Annotated in this window: 16 protein-coding genes; 1 reads left to right on the plus strand and 15 read right to left on the minus strand. The window is 43.6% G+C overall.

Going from position 1 to position 15,098, the window contains the following annotated elements; all coding sequences use genetic code 11:
• Positions 1-244 precede the first annotated feature (244 nt).
• The 9 genes from BM329_RS10320 to gntX all read right to left on the minus strand — a co-directional run bounded on the left by BM329_RS10320 (position 245) and on the right by gntX (position 9,074).
• Positions 245-1,417, minus strand: coding sequence for a YhfX family PLP-dependent enzyme (locus BM329_RS10320; RefSeq protein ID WP_092552623.1), 1,173 nt, complete (start codon positions 1,415-1,417; stop codon positions 245-247).
• A gap of 104 nt (positions 1,418-1,521) precedes the next feature.
• Positions 1,522-1,884 carry a PRD domain-containing protein gene (locus BM329_RS10325; protein WP_092552626.1) on the minus strand — a complete coding sequence of 121 codons (363 nt, stop codon included), beginning with the start codon at positions 1,882-1,884 and terminating at the stop codon, positions 1,522-1,524.
• 54 nt (positions 1,885-1,938) lie between these two features.
• Positions 1,939-2,847, minus strand: a complete 909-nt coding sequence (yhfZ, locus tag BM329_RS10330; RefSeq protein WP_092552629.1) for a GntR family transcriptional regulator YhfZ — start codon at positions 2,845-2,847, stop codon at positions 1,939-1,941.
• 824 nt (positions 2,848-3,671) lie between these two features.
• Positions 3,672-5,168 carry a glycerol-3-phosphate dehydrogenase gene (gene glpD / locus BM329_RS10335; RefSeq protein WP_092552632.1) on the minus strand — a complete coding sequence of 499 codons (1,497 nt, stop codon included), beginning with the start codon at positions 5,166-5,168 and terminating at the stop codon, positions 3,672-3,674.
• A gap of 261 nt (positions 5,169-5,429) precedes the next feature.
• Positions 5,430-6,188: a DeoR/GlpR family transcriptional regulator gene (locus BM329_RS10340; protein ID WP_092552635.1), complete on the minus strand. Its 759-nt coding sequence runs from the start codon at positions 6,186-6,188 to the stop codon at positions 5,430-5,432.
• Positions 6,189-6,356: 168 nt separating this feature from the next.
• Positions 6,357-7,205, minus strand: coding sequence for a rhomboid family intramembrane serine protease GlpG (gene glpG, locus BM329_RS10345; protein ID WP_092552638.1), 849 nt, complete (start codon positions 7,203-7,205; stop codon positions 6,357-6,359).
• Positions 7,206-7,287: 82 nt separating this feature from the next.
• On the minus strand, positions 7,288-7,611 hold the full coding sequence (glpE, locus tag BM329_RS10350; RefSeq protein ID WP_092552641.1) for a thiosulfate sulfurtransferase GlpE: 324 nt from the start codon (positions 7,609-7,611) through the stop codon (positions 7,288-7,290).
• Positions 7,612-7,755: 144 nt separating this feature from the next.
• The gene (gene nfuA, locus BM329_RS10355) at positions 7,756-8,331 is read right to left on the minus strand and encodes a Fe-S biogenesis protein NfuA (protein WP_092552644.1); all 576 of its coding nucleotides are present in this window, start codon (positions 8,329-8,331) and stop codon (positions 7,756-7,758) included.
• Between the two features lie 59 nt (positions 8,332-8,390).
• Positions 8,391-9,074 (minus strand): DNA utilization protein GntX, encoded by a 684-nt coding sequence (gntX, locus tag BM329_RS10360; RefSeq protein ID WP_092552647.1) that lies wholly within the window; start codon positions 9,072-9,074, stop codon positions 8,391-8,393.
• A gap of 38 nt (positions 9,075-9,112) precedes the next feature.
• On the opposite strand from gntX, the gene bioH reads away from it, so the two are divergent.
• A complete protein-coding gene (gene bioH / locus BM329_RS10365; protein ID WP_092552650.1) occupies positions 9,113-9,889 on the plus strand; it encodes a pimeloyl-ACP methyl ester esterase BioH in 777 nt (258 codons plus the stop codon).
• A gap of 189 nt (positions 9,890-10,078) precedes the next feature.
• On the opposite strand, the gene BM329_RS10370 is transcribed toward bioH, so the two are convergent.
• The 6 genes from BM329_RS10370 to BM329_RS15315 all read right to left on the minus strand — a co-directional run bounded on the left by BM329_RS10370 (position 10,079) and on the right by BM329_RS15315 (position 15,093).
• Positions 10,079-10,522, minus strand: coding sequence for an OsmC family protein (locus BM329_RS10370; protein ID WP_092552653.1), 444 nt, complete (start codon positions 10,520-10,522; stop codon positions 10,079-10,081).
• A gap of 278 nt (positions 10,523-10,800) precedes the next feature.
• On the minus strand, positions 10,801-11,040 hold the full coding sequence (locus tag BM329_RS10375; protein WP_092552656.1) for a FeoC-like transcriptional regulator: 240 nt from the start codon (positions 11,038-11,040) through the stop codon (positions 10,801-10,803).
• Positions 11,033-13,303, minus strand: coding sequence for a Fe(2+) transporter permease subunit FeoB (gene feoB, locus BM329_RS10380; RefSeq protein WP_092552671.1), 2,271 nt, complete (start codon positions 13,301-13,303; stop codon positions 11,033-11,035). Before feoB ends, BM329_RS10375 begins: the two co-directional genes overlap by 8 nt.
• Positions 13,304-13,415: 112 nt before the next feature.
• Complete coding sequence (gene feoA / locus BM329_RS10385; protein ID WP_092552659.1) at positions 13,416-13,643, minus strand: ferrous iron transporter A; 228 nt, start codon at positions 13,641-13,643, stop codon at positions 13,416-13,418.
• Positions 13,644-14,024: 381 nt separating this feature from the next.
• Positions 14,025-14,552, minus strand: a complete 528-nt coding sequence (locus tag BM329_RS10390; protein WP_092552662.1) for a pyridoxamine 5'-phosphate oxidase family protein — start codon at positions 14,550-14,552, stop codon at positions 14,025-14,027.
• Positions 14,553-15,018: 466 nt separating this feature from the next.
• On the minus strand, positions 15,019-15,093 hold the full coding sequence (locus BM329_RS15315) for an IS1 family transposase (protein WP_422146118.1): 75 nt from the start codon (positions 15,091-15,093) through the stop codon (positions 15,019-15,021).
• Positions 15,094-15,098 lie beyond the last annotated feature (5 nt).

Here is a 15,098-nt window from a genome sequence, read left to right on the forward strand (position 1 = left end):
AAGATTGCAGTGTGTCACCCCCGATGTTCAACTTAATATCCCGCTGCCCAAGTGTGCCTTCAACTGCATCAATGCTGGATGAGGAATACGAAGCGGAATGTGTGGGTGTATCCCCGGTCTGTTTTTAGTATTCCATGATTATTTTCAGAATTTGGGCAGAATCATGCGGGAAATCTACTATAGCTAAAATAGCATTATTTAATAGCGGAATAATATTATATGTAATACCCCTTCTTGGGGATTATTAAGCATAGCCACTATTTTTCCAATTTCCCTGACTGTCATAAATTCCTTCAAGTTTAGGGGAGTTTGTCTGAATCCCTGAAACAAGGGCGACATCGCTGCGGGTCACGAAAATCTGAGTGCGGAAGCACATGATCACCGGACTGCCGATAGGAAGTACGCCTGACAGTGGGAGATGATAGTCAATGTAAGGATCGCCCAGATGTAATATGTGCACTGTCTTAGGAGAGATTGCATACTCAGGGAAAACCAGGGCATGTTTCATATGACCACGTTTATAGTAACCACCACCATAGCAGTAGCTGTTGCCATCATAGTGATGTGAAATTTCAGTGACATAAACCATCGCAATATGTTCTGGCTCCCGACCACTGATATTGGCGGGAATTGTGCCGGTCAGAGCATGGCCTGGCTCAAGGTGGGTCGCCCCGTATTTGGCCAGTAGTGGGATGGTGCTACAGCTTGAGGCTGAAGGTGCGTTGATTTGTGACAGTTTAATACCGAGTTGCTCAAGCCGATTTTGTGCACGAATGAGGGTGAGTAAATTAGTGGTAGGCAGAGTTGTTTGATATCGCGCGTTCCATGATAAACAAGGGAAATGAGTCAGGCCGCTCAATTTAATTCCTGGCATCTGTTTTAAGGCATCTACAACAGTGTCAAGTTCACTAAAGGTGATGCCAGCTTCCTGACAGGGAAAGACGGTATCACGTTTATCAAATACTTTCAGCATCACGGGCTGAACTCGTCCTAATTTTTCCGCCGCGTCCGAAATGGATTGTGCTTTTTCAAGAGAAAATACCGTGATGATATCCGGGTTATGCCTGAGCATGGTTTCTATCAAGTGTGTCGGTATCTGCACTAAGTGGCCGATATGACATAATGGTATACCATGTTGGCTCAGGCTATAGGCTTCTCTGAAATCAACTGCTACGGCTCCGCGATAACCAAGCTCAATCAACTTGTTAGTCAGCCACGGATTACGCCCAATTTGTTTAGTCATCAAATAGAGTTCGATACCGTATTGTTCCGCGACTTTCAGCAAACGGCGACCATTATCCAAAACCTGATCGACATCAATGATATAAGTATCTGGCAATATTACGCCCTGTTGCCAAAGTTTTTTTGCAACTTCAATTAATTTGGGGTTCTGTTTTTTCAATGAATCAATAAACATAGGCTTCCCTTCGTATCTGCAAAACTGCAAGGCTGTGTAAAAACAAAACGTTCTGTGGATTCATTAATCTTCATTTTTTTGAATATTTATGGAGGAATCAAACGCTAATTTCTTTCGCTCGAAAGCATTAAACCATATAAATTTACTAACAGATAGCCTTCTTCATGGGGGTGCAGCGTGACTGTAAATTTTTCGATGAGAGAGCGGTGAATTGCGATTAATTGATCGTAGAGTTCGGATTGTTCAATATTGGCTAGTATCGTTTTGTCCAACGGAGAAACTCTTTCACCACGGCGCGAGCGCATGAAAGCACTTGCCATGTGGGTCAGTGCCATTTCACCTTGTGGATGGCGGACAGGAATGAGCCAGATATCTTCCAGAATATGCACAACATCCAGCATGTTATCGTAGATATCTTGATCGATGACGCCACCTTGCAGCAGGATAGTTAACCGTTGTTCTATCATTGATTTTTGTTATATGCAGGTGTTAATAAACTGTTTATTTTGGCTGATCGAGTTTCAATAAATAGGTTCGATGATGCCTGCGACTACATTTTGTTGGTGGCTCAGCAATACATCCCGATCAACCATAGTATGCAGGAGTTGCTGAATGGGGATATTATCCTTGCGGGCAAGGATAACGGCTTCAGAGGCTTTGATAAAACACTCACTATCGTCAGGGAGTTGTGTCATCAGACCTTGTGCGAGCAATTCATGGCCTTGTCCAACGTTCCAGATAGCCGCATCAATGTGGCCTTTTATTATTTGATTCAGGCATTCATGGTAGGAGACCTCGACCAATTCAATTTTCTTTCCCTCAAAGTACTGATTTGTCATTATTTTTTGGTCTGCCGAGGTACTATCTAACCCGACGCGGCGAATAGATTCCATTTCGCCATGACGAAAGATTAGCCTATGCCTGTCTGTATAACTTTGTGTCCCTAGTGAAAGCGCAATATATAGATCTTTATTTTCTGGGTATTGCTCTGCGGCAAGTCTTGATGTTACTGCTAAGTCGTAAACACCATTCAGTAAACATTCAATGCGTATGTCTGAGCCCCGCATATGTGCAAAGTAAAAAGGAACTCCTGCACACAATGCTTTCAGACCACTCGCCAGCCCTTCATAAGCGCGGGTATAAGGAAGTGGCATCGCGCAGACCACATTGCCGATATTGGCATACTCCAAAAGCAGCTTGTGGTTTATCTGTGCAAGAAAGCTACCATTACGACCTCGACGCTTAATTCCAACCGCCTGTGCTTGTTCGAGAGATTTTAATGCTGCCTGCATTAAACCCACGGACAAACCACATTCTTTAGATAATAATTCTATGGTTTTTAGCCGGTTGCCAGATTTTTCTGAGAGGAGATAACGAGCTAAAAATGCTTGTGCAATCCCCTCCTTTTTAATAAATGCTTGACTCATCATTGCAAGTTCTTATCCATTCTTATTTATCTTCATAAAATTGAACATAAATCGCAATAAGCGAATTAAAGAAAGTGGATTAATATCACAATTACAAAAAAAATGAAAATTTAAAAATTAATAAAGTCTAATATAATCAATATATTGAATGTATATTTTAATTTTGCTCTGAAGATATAAAAATCATCTCTGTGGAAGAATATCAGGGAGATAAGGACATTGACTCTATTTGCCTGCTATATTTTTCTGTCTAGTTAGTGATTTTTGCTGCGCTATTTATCACGTCACAGAACAGAATAGTTAGCCTATATTCTGCACCTTATTTTTGCATGAATCAATAAAATATCGGGTGTAGATATTTTATTTAAATATATTAAAAATTATTTTTTCTTTTACTGTGCTTAATATCCCGGTACGATTAAATAGGTTTTTGCCGTCATCAATCTATTCCAGATCAATCTATTCCAGAATAACGAGTTTTATTCATGCAGAATTGTTTACAGAATATTATCACGACAATCAAAAATTGCATGTTGTATACCTGTCGTCTTTCAAGATGCGGCTTTGTTGGCTGCGCTCACTCACCCCGGTCACATAGTTATCTATGCTCCAGGGGATTCGTTCCTTGCCGTCGCGCTGCATCTTGAAATCCAATGGGTATATAGCCAGTTCAATTTTATGAAAAACAAGAGAATTAAAATAGAAAATAGGGATGGTTGATTTCGAAACTTAATATGTTCTTTAGAAATATTGATGAGCGATAAAAAAAGGCTAAACTAAAAATGGTGATAACAAATTATCACCATTTTTATGCTAACTCAGTCTTATTATTGAGCTGATTTAGTGTTTTGGGCTAACCAGTCAGCCACACGTTGTTTCTGCTCATCTGTCAGCCACATACCCAGTTTAGTGCGGCGCCAGATAGCATCATCCAATTGTCTGACCCATTCATGTTCGACCAGATAGCGCAATTCAGCCTCATACAGACCATGACCAAAGAACTCACCGAGACCGACCAGCGTGTCTGCGCCTTTCAGAATGATGTTGCTGTTGCTGCCGTAAGTGCGGGCATAACGCAGAGCTACGCCTTCCGGCAACCACTTATAACGCTGACGCAGCAGACGGGCGTAACCATCGCGGTCATGGCCTTCCAGCTCACCACCCGGCAACTGACCATTTTTAGTCCATGCCTTGCCTGCGCTTGGATAGTACTGTGTCAGTTTTTCCAGAGCGTGTTCAGCCAGCTTACGATAAGTTGTCAGTTTGCCACCGAATACAGACAGCAATGGTGCCTGGCCTTCGTCATCCTGCACATCCAGCGTATAATCGCGGGTAATTGCTTGTGGAGAATCGGATTCATCGTCACACAATGGGCGTACGCCTGAGTAAGTCCAGACAACATCATCACGACTCAACTGCTTTTTGAAGTGGTCATTATAAACTTTCAGCAAATAGTCGATCTCTTGATCGACGATTTTGACTTCTTTTGGATCGCCTTTGTATTCAACATCGGTTGTGCCGATGATAGAGAAATCGCCATTCCATGGGATAACAAACACAATACGGTTATCTTCATTTTGTAGAATATAAGCCTGCGGTTCATCGTGAGCGCGAGGAACAACGATATGGCTGCCTTTGATTAGGCGAATACCATAAGGTGATTTCAGTTGCAGCCCGTTATCGAAGAAGTTTTTCACCCACGGGCCGGTTGCGTTGACCAGACCTTTCGCGCGCCATGTGTTGGTTTCCCCAGTCGCCAGATCTTTGGCCTCAACCGTCCAATAACCACCTTCACGCCATGCGCGTGTGACTTGAGTGCGGGTACGCACTTCGCCGCCGTGTTTTCGCACTTCTTGCGCGTTCAGAACCACCAGACGTGCATCATCAACCCAACAATCGGAATACTCAAAGCCACGGGAGATGGACGGTTTCAATACTGAATTTGCACCGAATTTCAGTCCCTTGCTGCCCGGTAAGCTAACGCGTTTGCCTAAGTTATCGTACAGGAACAAACCAATGCGGATCATCCATGCTGGACGCAGGTGCGGCTGGTGTGGCAGGCGGAAACGCATTGGGAATGCAATATGGGGAGCCAGCTTCAAAAGAACTTCACGTTCTGCCAGCGCTTCACTGACCAGACGGAATTCATAATGTTCCAGATAGCGCAAGCCACCGTGGATCAGTTTGGAACTGGCAGATGAAGTTGCGCTGGCCAAGTCTTGACCTTCCAACAGCAGGACAGAAAGTCCTCGGCCAGCAGCATCTGCTGCAATACCAGCGCCGTTAATTCCGCCGCCGATGATAATCAAGTCTTTGGTTTCCATTGCATACCCTCTGAAATGTTCTAAATAGTTCTTTAATGCTCGTTTTCGCTCATTGATTGTAATCAAAAATTCATCAATCGCCAACTATTAACTCAGAAAAAACATACTCATGTGATATAGATAACAAATTTGTATCGTATTCATAAGATTAATAAGGATCTTGCTGGATACAAATCTGAGGGACATTTACAGGAAGGAGATGACAGAAGGGAGAACCCCACCCATATTTCAGGTGGGGAGCGCCTTGTTAACAAAAGACAATTAGCACAGTTCCAGCTTGACGCTATGTTGTTCGATGATTTTCTGGACATTTGGCGGCGGGGCTTTATCTGTGAACAAAAAATCAATCAGGTTCATATTTCCGAGATTAACCATGGCACTGCGACCAAATTTCGAATGGTCGGCAACCAGCATGACGCAGCGGGAGTTCTCAATAATGGCGCGCTTGGTACGGACTTCGTGGTAATCGAATTCCAGCAGGGAGCCATCGCTATCAATGCCACTGATGCCAAGAATGCCGAAATCAAGGCGGAATTGAGAGATAAAATCCAGTGTCGCTTCGCCGATGATGCCACCATCACGGGAGCGAACTTCACCACCCGCCAAAATCAGGCGGAAATCTTCTTTACCCATGAACAGAGTTGCAACGTTGAGATTATTGGTAACAATCCGTAAATCGCGATGATTGAGCAGTGCATGTGCTACGGCTTCTGGGGTTGTTCCGATATCGATGAACAAGGTTGCACCGTTTGGGATTTGAGTGGCAACCTGCCGCGCAATACGGGCTTTTTCATCTGACCACAGAATCTTACGGTCATGATAGGCGGTATTAACCGAGCTGGAAGGTAATGCTGCACCGCCGTGATGGCGTTGGATTTTATTTTTATCTGCCAGATCATTTAAATCACGTCGAATGGTTTGCGGGCTGACATCAAAATATTCAACCAACTCTTCAGTGCTGACATAACCTTGAAGGCGCACCAGCTCGATTATTGCATCATGTCGCTGAGTTTGCTTCACGAAATTCCCCTAATGGTTTGCATAGATGGATTATATTCTTTCACCTTCCAAGTTGCTGCTTTGTGGATATGCTCACTTACTCAGTTACACAGGTGGCCATGTTCTTGGGGATCAGTTCCCTTGCCGTTGTGCTACAACTTGAAATCTATCAGGTATAGTTGACCAAAATTATTTGGAATATTCTTGATTTTTTTGTTTACGTAAATTATCCCACAGGCCCATTAATAACCCAATGATTAACCCTGAAATATGGGCGGCATTGGCGATGTTTAATGAAAATACATCGGAATAGCCAACTAATAACCAGATGACAGAGATAGCGATTAACCCTCTGGGAATACTGATTCCGCGCTTGGGTGAAATTTCACCAGTCAGCCAAACATACCCGATTAGTGCGTAGACCACACCAGAAAGCCCACCGAAATGAGAACCGCTGAACAATGATTGCGCCCATCCACTGAAAAACGCAGAAGCTATTGTTATTTCAAAGAGTTTTCCGGCGCTGATCTTCCTCTCTACCTGACTGCCGAGATACCACCACAACACAAGATTAAAGAGAAGATGTGTGAGTGAGAAATGCAGTAAGGCGTGGCTGACCCAGCGCCATAATTCCAGATATTGACCACCGTTAGGCCATGCCAGCCAATTCATGACATCGGGTGTGCCGGCAATCTGTATCCAGAGGTAAACGAGGGTGCAAATTGCGGTTATGGTAATGGTCAGGGGACCAGACTGGTTTTTGAGGGTACTCCAGTTCAAGTTGTTGCGATATTTAAAGAGAGTGCCTGATTTGCCCGTTTGCCAGCTGGCTTCCTGATAGCGTTCATGGAGTGGATCGCGGACAAAGTGGCGAAGCTCATGCTCAACCAGACTTAACTGGCTATCATCTTCCAGCCATAGTTCAACCAGAGAGGGTTCACTGGTGGGCTGCATGGTCAAATGAATGTCCTGCATTGCCATATAATCAATAAAAGCCTGAGCCAGTCGAGGATTGGATATTGAGGTTACGTGGATCATGACTCGTCTTATCTCTGCCTTAAGTTGAAGTTAATCGCACAGGGGCTAATCGCATTGAAATTAGTATTCGTGTGCTAAAGGTTCATAGGGTATGGACAGCTTGAGGGTAGTCCTTCTGCCAGACGCTAAAACCCCCATTGACACTGTAAACGGTTTCAAAACCCATATTGATAAGATATTGTGCGACACCTTGGCTGCTATGGCCGTGATAGCACATCACCATGACTGGCTGGTCAAAATCCGCTTCCCGCAATAAGTTATTGAGTGTCTCATTAGTCAGGTGAAATGCACCTGTTGCGTGTCCGGCACGAAAACTTTGTGGATCACGGATATCAACCATGAGAGCGGTTTTATCAAGCCAATATTGGTAAGCCTGATCAGGGTTTATCGTTTGAAAATGGTCCATAAATACTCAATGTAGTTTCTAATATTTTCCTTTCCAATATATTCGTTTCTTAATAGTCGTCTGGTATGACCTGATTGCCTTCCCAATGTTTACATTGGAAAGGCTCAGAAATGAGGGTGGAAGGTGTTAGAAACAGAAAAATAATCAGTAATACGAGTGTTCACCACGCTGATGTTCAGTCAGGTCTTTCACCCCTTTCAATTCAGGGAAGATCTGTAGCAACTGCTTTTCAATCCCTTCCTTAAGAGTAACATCGACCATTGAACAGCCGTTACAGCCACCGCCGAATTGCAAAATGGCATAACCTTCATCGGTGATCTCCATCAGGCTGACCTTGCCACCATGTCCGGCAAGCTGCGGATTAATCTGCGATTGCAGGACATACTCAACGCGCTCAATCAGTGGGGCATCATCGGTCACTTTGCGCATTTTGGCATTAGGGGCCTTCAGGGTCAGCTGGGAGCCAAGTTGATCGGTTACAAAATCAATGACCGCTTCTTCCAGGTAAGGTGCGCTGATTTCATCAACATAGGCGGACAGTTGATCAAATTTAAGTTCGGTATCAGTGGATTCAACAGCATCTGGTGGGCAATAGGAAACACCACATTCTGCGGTCGGCGTTCCCGGATTAATGACAAAAACGCGGATTTGCGTGCCCGGTTCTTGATTTGCCAGTAGCTTGGCAAAGTGCGCTTGCGCTGCTTCAGTAATATTAATCATGTCATTTGCTCAATAGTTGACTGTTCTAGTTGGTTATAATACGCCCATTTATAAAGGAACTACAAGGTTCGGCATATAGCCCAGGCCTGTACGGAACGGGCACCCGCACGAATCAACAATTGTGAGGCTTCATGCAGTGTTGTGCCCGTGGTGATCACATCATCGAAAATCGCGACATGCTTATCGATAAAATCTCCCTGCAATAGAAAGGCATGCTTAAGATTGGTTTTCCTTTGGGCGGCAGATAAGCCCCGCTGCGCGAGTGTAGCACGTGAACGTTGCAAAAGGTCGGGCTGATACGGGCATTGTAGCCAGCGGGACAGGGGATGGGCCATTAACGCAATGTGATCGAACCCCCGTTGCCAGCGTTTTTTTCTGTGCGGGGGAATGCCCAGTATGCTATCTGGTTTATGCCAGCGTCCCTCACGATAGCCTTGCAGCCAGTGCAACAAGAACAGGCGGGCCAGCGCTGTCGCAAGTTGCGGGGTATTCTGGTACTTATAGCGGTGGATAAGTTGGCTTAGCGGTGGGGCATAATCTGTAATGGCAATAAGTTGTTGCCACGGAGGGGGATGCCTGAGGCAACGTCCACAGGAAATCCCTTTGGATTCAGAAGGCTGAGCACAACGCGGACAGACATTTTGCAGCCGCTTTAATTTCTGATGGCATACATGGCAGATTCCATGATAGGCAAAATACAAATTTTGATGGCATAGCCAACAGTATCCAACCATTGTTAGCATAGTTCCCTTCCTTGGCGACAAATAAGATGAGAATAACAATGGGACAGTTGTTTTGGCAGACAATCGGTGATGCTCCTTGCGATCTTGTGATGCTGCACGGATGGGGATTGAATGCAGAGGTTTGGCATTCAGTAGAAATGCGATTGGCTTCGCATTTCCGTTTGCATCTGGTGGATTTGCCTGGATATGGGCGCAGCCAATCGTATTCGGCCATGTCATTGGCGGAAATGGCGGATATTGTATGGCAGCAGGCGCCAGAGAACGCGCTGTGGTTAGGATGGTCTTTGGGGGGATTGGTGGCGAGCCGGATTGCTCTGGATCATCCCGAACAGATTGCAGGCTTGGTGACTGTGGCATCTTCACCAAAATTCAGCGCTGATGCAGAGTGGCCGGGCATTAAACCTGAAGTATTGAGTGCCTTTGAGTATCAATTGAGTGCTGATTTCCAGAAAACAGTCGAACATTTTCTGGCATTGCAGACATTGGGAACAGAGAGTGCCCGTCAGGATGCCCGTATATTGAAATCAGTGATACTGAATCAGCCGATGCCAGCGATGGAGGTACTCAATGCGGGTTTGGAAATTCTGCGTACTGATGATTTAAGGGCTGAATTATCGTATCTTCAATTACCTTTTTTGCGTCTTTATGGCTATTTTGATGGCCTTGTGCCACGCAAAATTGCAGAACGGCTTGATAGTGAGTGGCCGAATACGCATTCCGTTATTATGCGCCAAGCCGGTCATGCACCTTTTATTTCTCACCCTGATGAATTTATAGAGATATTAACGAATTTTGCTGCCGGAATAGAGTGGTAATTGCCGATAATTATTTATATACCCAATGGATTTCAAGATGCAGCGCGACGGCAAGGAACGAATCCCCGGGAGCATAGATAACTATGTGACCGGGGTGAGTGAGCGCAGCCAACAAAGCTGCATCTTGAAAGACGACAGGTATAAACGTAAATTACCCATAACATTAAACAATTATGGGTATAAGCGAATTTATTTGTCAGTATAAATTTCGGTTATAATTTCTGGCGTATTAACGATAGTATCGAGAACAGGGCAATTGCTTTCGACAAAATCAATAAAATCGTGAATCTCCTGTTCAGTATTATCTGCCTTGATATAAAACTTTGAGGTAATTTTGGAAAAACCCATTTTGGCGTTTTTATTTCTGCCAGTGAAGCCATCGGTATCCAGTTCGCCTTCCATTTTGACCTGAATATCGATCAAATTGATTTTATGTTTGCGGGCAAAACTTTTTGCCACAATACACTGGCAGGCACCAAAAGCAGAAAGTAATGCTTCTACAGGATTCATAGCTTCATCAGTGCCACCCAGACTTTTAGGTTCGTCTACGTGAAAGGTAAAATCCCGCGATGAACATTTCATTTTGAGACGGCCCACTGACTCTATTGTTGCAGTAAATAACTCTTTAGGCATGTTACTATCCCCAGGTTATTAATATTGATAAATAGCGTATCAGATAATAATAAAATGATTTTTATTTTTCAATTTTTGAGTGATGAATAAATTTGACCTTCATTGATCTATTTTTTGTTTTATATTGAATGAGATATTTTTAGTTAAGTCATGATTTACATTGATTGTCTGAATGTAAATCATGTTATTTTTTTGATGATAAGCAATTTGATATGGAAATTAAAATAAATAAAGAATATATGTTGTGTCCCTGGTCGTCAGATAAAGCAGGCAATACCTTAATTTTTGACTGCCAATTTGTACACCTTCGTATCGCACTTCTGCGTTTCCGGGCACTGTTTGCAGCCACCGCTGAGGCAGGAGGAAGCGTCCACTTCCTCCAGTTTACCCATCATGACAAGCTGCTTGAGCATGGCTTCCACCATTGGCAGAGGTGCTGAAAACTGATGGCTCAATGACCTTGCATCAGTACGCCCATTAAGGGCAACGGCATCTCTGATTTCCAGCAAGCTAATCATTATTGAGTGTTACCGTGACCCTGCTGCGCGCACGGCGCAGGCCAATAAAGACCAGTGCGTTAAACAGAATGACTGTCAGAATCGTGATAAGGCTGCTCTGTGGGTGAGCTGAAAACGTCGTGATTTGGTAAAACAGTGCCGAGAGTGAATAGGCGACGTTCAATCCCCACAGAATGGAGAAATTCATCCAGCCACGGCTGGTTTCACGGGCGATGGCGCCCATCACGGAAACACAGGGCACGTACAGCAGGACGAAGATTAAGTAACTGTAAGCAGAAACGGCAGAGCCAAATTTGGTGCTCATGGTTCCCATAGTACTGCGATCCATATCCCCATCACCTTTACTGGCCTCAATCGGATTGGAAAGCGCACTTAGGGTGAGAGTGTCTTTCAGGCTGTCCCACGTTTCTGCAACCGCATATTTCAATCGATCCAGTAAGTTGAATTCCTGCGGATTGAATGGCTGTTTAGTGATGTTTTCTGCGGTATACAGGGTATTCAGGGTGCCAACCACCACTTCTTTTGCCATTGCTCCAGTTACAAGCCCGACGGTTGCTTGCCAGTTATCGGGATGTACACCGATGGGTTCCAATACTGGTGTAATCACTCGACTCACCGAGGCCAGTGCTGATTCGTTGATATTATCCACCGTCTTACCAGAGAAAGAGAAACTGTTCAGGGCACCAATAAACATACTTGCTGCGACAATAACTTTACCCGCACGCATCACAAAGCCTTTCAGACGTTGCCAGGTCTGGAGCAATAAAGTCTTGGCATGAGGCACATGGTAGACCGGCAGTTCCATGATAAATGGCGATGCTTCACCACGCATCAGGGTATGTTTGAGGAGAAGCCCGGTCAGAATGGCGATAACAATTCCTAACATATACAGTGAGAACACGATACTCACACCGTTTTTTCCGAAGAAAGCCGCAGCAAAAACAGCGAAGATAGCCAGCCTTGCACCACAGGACATAAACGGAGCCATCATGATGGTAATCAAACGTTCGCGCGGGGCATCCAGAGTTCTTGAACCCATCACAGCGGGTACGTTACAGCCAAAGCCGACGATTAAGGGCACAAAAGATTTCCCCGGCAACCCGATTGCCTGCATCAGCCTGTCCATGACAAACGCTGCTCGTGCCATATAGCCAGAGTCTTCAAGGAAGGAGAGGAACAGGTACATCATGCCAATTTGGGGAACCAGTGGCAACATCGTATTGATACCCCCGCCAATGCCTTGAGCAAGGAAAACGGTCAACCAATTCGGGAAATGAAGTGTATAGCCCAGCCACTGCATTCCATCAATGAAAATGGCGGAAGATGCTCCGTCGAAGATGGGCTGTAAGGCTCCTCCAATATTGATGGCAAGTACAAACATCAGATACATGATAAACAGAAAGATAGGAAGACCCAGCCAGCGATTCAGTATTACAGAGTCTAACACTCGGGTCAGTTTGTTTGGTGTCGCTGTGCGGGCATCAATGGCGGACAAACAAATTTCGTTAATCGCTTCATAGCGGGCACCCGCAATGATGAGGTCTGGTTCTGCAATCTGTTGTTGCAACCGGGTCTTGCTTTCGGCCTGATTTGCCGGAGTCAGCCCTGAAATTTCAAGGCTATAAATATCGCCTTCCAATATTTGCAAAGCGAGCCAGCGGCGTTGCTGTGGATTGAATTTGTCTGCAATCTGGCCGGAAAGGAGGGAGATCTCCTGCAATAATGCATCGGGAAATTTGACCTGCACCGGATTAGATTTTGGCGGATAATTATCAATGATTTTTTTTAGTGCATCGATCCCTGTGGCACGGGTAGAAACCAGTGGTATAACCGGGCAACCAAGGCGTTGCTCCAATGCCGCGACATCAATATTGATGTGCTGGCTTTGGGCGATATCCAGCATATTCAGCGCAATGATGCAGGGAATACCCAGCTCAATCAATTGAAGTGAAAGATAAAGGTTTCGCTCTAGATTCGATGCATCAACTACATTGATTAACATATTGGCTCCGCCACTAAGAATGTAGTGGCAGGCAATCTGTTCATCAATGGAGGTCTGTTCCGAAATTGTTGTGAGAGAATAGGTTCCGGGGAGATCGACAAGTTCGACTTGATGGTCATGGGTGGTAAAGTGGCCTGTTTTGCGTTCTACCGTGACACCGGCCCAGTTTCCTACCCGTTGTCGCGAGCCTGTAAGTTGATTAAAAAGCGTTGTTTTGCCGGCATTGGGGTTACCGATCAGACCTATGGTTAATTGTTTCATCATACTTTCTGCCTATCAGGAGGCGATACTTCTGTATCCGGTTATGTGAGATGAGAGAGGTGAGTAAGTTGGGGCTGTTTTGAACCCTGTTTATGTTTTACCCTGAGCCTCGTTAGTCCAGAGCTTCATCTAACATAAGTAATTCTAAATCTTGTTTACGAAGAGCAAGATTAGATTTGGTTGTCTCGACCTGTATTGGGTCGCCCAACGGGGCGATGCGAATAACTTTAAATGTTGCTCCGGGCAGGACACCGATTGACAATAATTTTTGTCGATAAGCCGGATTAATATCTGGAGAAAATCCCAGAATTTTATATCTGCGATCTGGAATAAATGGCATATAACTCTCCGTTAAAACTGAAAAGAGAAGTGATTATAAGAATTATTATCCTCAATAAAGGGAAATTCACAAGAAAAAATTATTGTGGTGATTATTAATGATAATAATAGACAATATCAATACGAATTATTTATCACTGAATTGTCATGAAACAAATTGATATTAATAAAATTAATGGTGATTTTTTGAAAATAAATGACGATGTTCAGTGTGTAATAAATTTCAGAAAATTCATTTTTGGATAAGTCATCAGAAGTGATAACAGGGTATGGGGGAGAATTTATTGCTGCAACAAGCCCCGAATAATAAATGGAGCTTGTTGATTTTTATTTTTTCATTAATTTATTGAATGATTTTTTATTTTCACTGGCGGTTTATCTGTCATTGAATTTTGGCAGATGAAAGCAACTCGCTCAGTGGAACCTGAACACGATCATCATCTTGATTCTGGCTCCAGGCATCCGAATCGTATACCCACCAGGCCTGAATTTCCAACTCATAGAAACGGCGGGGGGCATTGCCTTGATAATCGCTGATAGGGCGGGCTTTTTTCTTCCTGATATTTTCATCGGGATAGGTTTTCAGGAAGAAGTAATCATAGGTTTCCTGTAACTGCCCGTCAGGGATTTGGCGGGCATAGCCAATAAACTGAGAACCAGCCAGATCCAACGATGAATCAGGCAGAACCCGACTACTGTATATTGTCCCGCTTACACGGGGATTGTTATACAGCTCCCGTGAATGTCGAGTCTCTTGTTTTGAATACCAGATCAGCGTCAATGGATTATATTTGGGAATATAAAATATCGTTGATGACCAGACTGAGTCTGCATCCGGATCATGAGTGGAAAGATTAAAGAAACGGATATTGCTGAGTAAGTCAAAACTGCTTTGGATGTATTTTTTCATGTTTTCCTCTACAGTGTTAAGTTGTTCTTTATATCCTTTATTTTTCAAATGATTATTGAATTACCTGCAATTTGGAATTTATTGGATGTAGAACATATTGGTTTTTCAGTTGATAATGATTTTATTACATTCAATAAGTTATGGTTCCATGGAATTTATTGAAGAATGAATTATACGAAGTATTAGTGAGAATAGGTACTTACTATAACCTATTTAAATTTGTAATATTATAAATAAATAGATTCATCCTTATGAATATTAAGGTTTTTATTGAAGAATTCTGAAGAAATTTAATTTTTCTTTATGTCATAATTAGTTAAATAATCTTTCATAATAGTGCGCCACTCATTTTTTGTATTCCGGTTTTTGCTGTGATGAAAACGATCGCAAAAATACATCGACGTGATAGTTTCCGCATGGGGATGACGGGAATTAAGTTCATCTAATATTTGGTCGTGACTCTAATTTATTGATAGTGATGAATGTTCAGATAATATCCTATAATTCTGTCATGCATTTCGATGGATTTTGAAAAAGACAATGTTT

The organism is Xenorhabdus koppenhoeferi (assembly GCF_900116635.1).
Classification (GTDB): domain Bacteria; phylum Pseudomonadota; class Gammaproteobacteria; order Enterobacterales; family Enterobacteriaceae; genus Xenorhabdus; species Xenorhabdus koppenhoeferi.

Bases quoted from the DNA above. Each gene is read 5' to 3' on its own strand.
- glpD (WP_092552632.1), bottom strand. From the start codon at position 5,168: ATGGAAACCAAAGACTTGATTATCATCGGCGGCGGAATTAACGGCGCT.
- nfuA (WP_092552644.1), bottom strand. From the start codon at position 8,331: ATGATTAATATTACTGAAGCAGCGCAAGCGCACTTTGCCAAGCTACTG.
- feoA (WP_092552659.1), bottom strand. From the start codon at position 13,643: ATGCCATTTATTCCAGATCGCAGATATAAAATTCTGGGATTTTCTCCA.
- yhfZ (WP_092552629.1), bottom strand. From the start codon at position 2,847: ATGATGAGTCAAGCATTTATTAAAAAGGAGGGGATTGCACAAGCATTT.
- bioH (WP_092552650.1), top strand. From the start codon at position 9,113: ATGGGACAGTTGTTTTGGCAGACAATCGGTGATGCTCCTTGCGATCTT.
- BM329_RS10320 (WP_092552623.1), bottom strand. From the start codon at position 1,417: ATGTTTATTGATTCATTGAAAAAACAGAACCCCAAATTAATTGAAGTT.
- feoB (WP_092552671.1), bottom strand. From the start codon at position 13,303: ATGAAACAATTAACCATAGGTCTGATCGGTAACCCCAATGCCGGCAAA.
- glpE (WP_092552641.1), bottom strand. From the start codon at position 7,611: ATGGACCATTTTCAAACGATAAACCCTGATCAGGCTTACCAATATTGG.
- BM329_RS10370 (WP_092552653.1), bottom strand. From the start codon at position 10,522: ATGCCTAAAGAGTTATTTACTGCAACAATAGAGTCAGTGGGCCGTCTC.
- BM329_RS10325 (WP_092552626.1), bottom strand. From the start codon at position 1,884: ATGATAGAACAACGGTTAACTATCCTGCTGCAAGGTGGCGTCATCGAT.
- gntX (WP_092552647.1), bottom strand. From the start codon at position 9,074: ATGCTAACAATGGTTGGATACTGTTGGCTATGCCATCAAAATTTGTAT.
- BM329_RS10390 (WP_092552662.1), bottom strand. From the start codon at position 14,552: ATGAAAAAATACATCCAAAGCAGTTTTGACTTACTCAGCAATATCCGT.
- BM329_RS10375 (WP_092552656.1), bottom strand. From the start codon at position 11,040: ATGATTAGCTTGCTGGAAATCAGAGATGCCGTTGCCCTTAATGGGCGT.
- glpG (WP_092552638.1), bottom strand. From the start codon at position 7,205: ATGATCCACGTAACCTCAATATCCAATCCTCGACTGGCTCAGGCTTTT.